The 3,178-nt window shown below is 68.0% G+C and carries 3 protein-coding genes; all 3 read left to right on the top strand.

Annotation, left to right across the window (positions count from 1 at the left end):
- The coding region (locus CXQ91_RS24065; RefSeq protein WP_104176358.1) for a glycine cleavage system protein H at positions 1-282 on the top strand (282 nt) is incomplete at its 5' end.
- Positions 279-1,610, top strand: coding sequence for a serine hydroxymethyltransferase (gene glyA / locus CXQ91_RS24060; RefSeq protein WP_104176357.1), 1,332 nt, complete (start codon positions 279-281; stop codon positions 1,608-1,610). The genes CXQ91_RS24065 and glyA, both read left to right, overlap by 4 nt.
- A gap of 157 nt (positions 1,611-1,767) precedes the next feature.
- On the top strand, positions 1,768-3,178 hold a 1,411-nt coding region (locus CXQ91_RS24055; RefSeq protein WP_104176356.1), incomplete at its 3' end, for an L-serine ammonia-lyase.

Raw genomic sequence — 3,178 nt, 5'->3', positions numbered from 1 at the left:
GATGCCCTGGGCGACATTGTGTACGTGGACCTGCCCGAGGTTGGCGCCGCGGTGACCGCGGGGGAGACCTGCGGTGAGGTGGAGTCCACGAAGTCCGTCTCGGACCTGTACTCCCCGGTGACCGGCGAGGTCACGGAGATCAACCCCGCCGTCGTTGACGACCCGGCGCTGATCAACAGTGACCCGTACGGTGCCGGCTGGCTGTTCAAGGTGGCTGCGGAGTCCGAGGGGCCGCTGCTCTCGGCGCAGGAGTACGCATCGAAGAACGGTGGCGAACTGTGAGCGGGGCAGGTGCCGCAGGCACCGCAACGGCGTTTGAGCAGGTAGTCTCGCCGAGCCTGGACGCGCAGCTGTCCGAGCTGGACCCGGAGATCGCGGCGAAGATCGACGACGAACTGGCCCGCCAGCGCACGGGCCTGGAGATGATTGCGTCGGAGAACCATACGGCCGTGGCGGTGATGCAGGCGCAGGGTTCGGTGCTGACGAACAAGTACGCCGAGGGGTACCCGGGCAAGCGGTACTACGGTGGTTGTGAGCACGTTGACGTGATCGAGCAGCTGGCGATTGACCGGGTGAAGGCCTTGTTCGGTGCGGAGTTCGCGAACGTGCAGCCGCACTCGGGCGCGCAGGCGAACGCTTCGGTGATGCACGCGCTGATCAAGCCGGGCGATACGATCATGGGCCTGAACCTCGCGCACGGCGGGCACCTGACGCACGGGATGAAGATCAACTTCTCCGGCCGGCTGTACAACGTGATCCCGTACCAGGTCCGTGAAGAGGACCACCGGATCGACATGGCCGAGGTGGAGCGCCTGGCACAGGAGCACAAGCCGCAGCTGATCGTTGCCGGCTGGTCCGCGTATGCCCGGCAGCTGGACTTCGCCGAGTTCCGCCGGATCGCGGACTCGGTGGGGGCGTACCTGATGGTGGACATGGCGCATTTCGCCGGGCTCGTCGCCGCAGGCCTCCACCCGAGCCCGGTCCCTTACGCGCACGTGACGACCTCCACGACGCACAAGACCCTGGCCGGTCCGCGCGGCGGGATCATCCTCTCCAACGACGCCGCGATTGCGAAGAAGATCAACTCGGCGGTGTTCCCGGGCCAGCAGGGCGGGCCGCTGGAGCACGTGATCGCGGGCAAGGCGGTGGCGTTCAAGATCGCGGCGTCCGCGGAGTTCAGGGAACGCCAGGAGCGCGTTCTGGCCGGTGCCCGGATCCTGGCCGCGCGGCTGGTCCAGCCGGATGTGACCGCCAAGGGGATCAACGTGATCTCCGGCGGCACGGACGTGCACCTGGTCCTGGTGGACCTGCGCGACTGCGAGCTCAACGGCCAGGAGGCCGAGGACCGGCTCGCGGAAATCGACATCACGGTCAACCGCAACGCGGTGCCGTTCGATCCGCGCCCGCCGATGGTCACCTCCGGGCTGCGGATCGGCACCCCGGCGCTGGCGACCCGCGGGTTCGGCGAGGCGGCCTTCGCCGAGGTCGCCGATATCATCGCCGAGGCGCTGATCGCCGAGGCCGGCGCGGACCTCTCCGGCCTGCGTTCCCGGGTCGAAGCCCTCGCCGACGCCCACCCGCTCTACCCCTCGGTTGCCAACCTCGGCTAGAGGACGTATGACAGAAGTACAGATCACGACGCCGGGCGGCCGCCACAAGCTGCCGCCCGGCGCCGCGTATCCGGCAGTGTGCCCGCCGACCGGCGGTACGCGGCCTTCCGGCAGGACCATCTGCCGGACCACAGTTAGACCTAGTTAGGAACCGATCATGGCCGTTGGAGTCTTTGACCTTTTTTCCATCGGGATAGGACCGTCCAGTTCACATACGGTGGGTCCGATGCGGGCTGCCGCGGTGTTCGCCGAGGAGCTCAAGGGCTCCGGCGCGCTGGACAGGGTGGCGTCGCTGCGTGTCGACCTGTACGGTTCGCTCGCCGCGACCGGGCAGGGCCACGGCACGATGACGGCCATCCTGTTGGGCCTGGAGGGCTTCCACCCGGAGAAGATCCTTCCCGATGAGGTGGAGGAGCGGCTGGCTGCCATCGCCGAGTCCGGGAAACTGCAGCTGGCGGGGTCCGTGCAGCTGCCCTACGGGGTGCAGGACATGGTGCTGCGGCCGCTGACCATCCTGCCGCGGCATACCAACGGCATGACGTTCACGGTCTCCGACGCGGCCGGGGAGGTCCTGCACCGTGCCACGTTCTTCTCGGTGGGCGGCGGCTTCATCGTCCGCGAGGGCGAGGAGGACGCGGCGCTGAAGGAACTCGATGAGTCCAAGAAGGAGCTGCCGCTGCCGTTCCGCACGGCCGCGGAGCTGCTGGGCCGCTGCCAGTCCAAGGGCCTGTCCATCGGGGAGATCATGTTCGTGAACGAACGTGACTCCCGGTCGGAGGAGGAGATCCGGGCGGGCCTGTTGCACATCTATTCGGTGATGGAAGGCTGCGTGGAAACCAGCCTGAAGCGTGAGGGGCTGCTGCCCGGCGGGCTGAAGGTCCGCCGTCGGGCCCCGGACTGGCACGAGCGGCTCCTGAAGGAAAGCCGGGACCATGATCCCGGGTACCGGGACCCGAAGTACTGGCAGGAATGGGTGAACCTGATCGCGCTGGCCGTGAACGAGGAGAACGCCTCCGGCGGCCGGGTGGTCACCGCCCCGACGAACGGTGCCGCCGGCATCATCCCGGCCGTGCTCTACTACGCGCTGCATTTCGCCCCCGGCATGGATGTGGCCACCCAGCAGGACCGGGACGATGTGGTGGTGAAGTTCCTGCTGACCGCGGCCGCGGTCGGGGTGCTGTACAAGGAACAGGCCTCGATCTCCGGCGCCGAGGTCGGCTGCCAGGGCGAGGTCGGCTCGGCGTCCTCGATGGCCGCCGCCGGGCTGGCCGAAGTCATGGGCGGGACCCCGCAGCAGGTCGAGAACGCCGCGGAAATCGCGATGGAACACAACCTCGGCCTGACCTGCGACCCGATCGGCGGGCTGGTGCAGATCCCCTGCATCGAACGCAACGCCATCGCCGCCGCGAAGGCCATCAACGCCGCCAAAATGGCGCTCTGGGGCGACGGCACGCACCGGGTCTCCCTCGACGAAGTCATCGTGACCATGCGCGAAACCGGCAAGGACATGAGCTCCAAATACAAGGAAACCGCCATGGGCGGCCTCGCCGTCAATGTCGTGGAGTGCT

This window comes from Arthrobacter sp. Y81 (genome assembly GCF_002929335.1).
GTDB lineage: Bacteria > Actinomycetota > Actinomycetes > Actinomycetales > Micrococcaceae > Arthrobacter.
The sequence above is the reverse complement of the archived record's forward strand: the minus strand, read 5'-3'. Positions and strand labels throughout refer to the sequence as shown.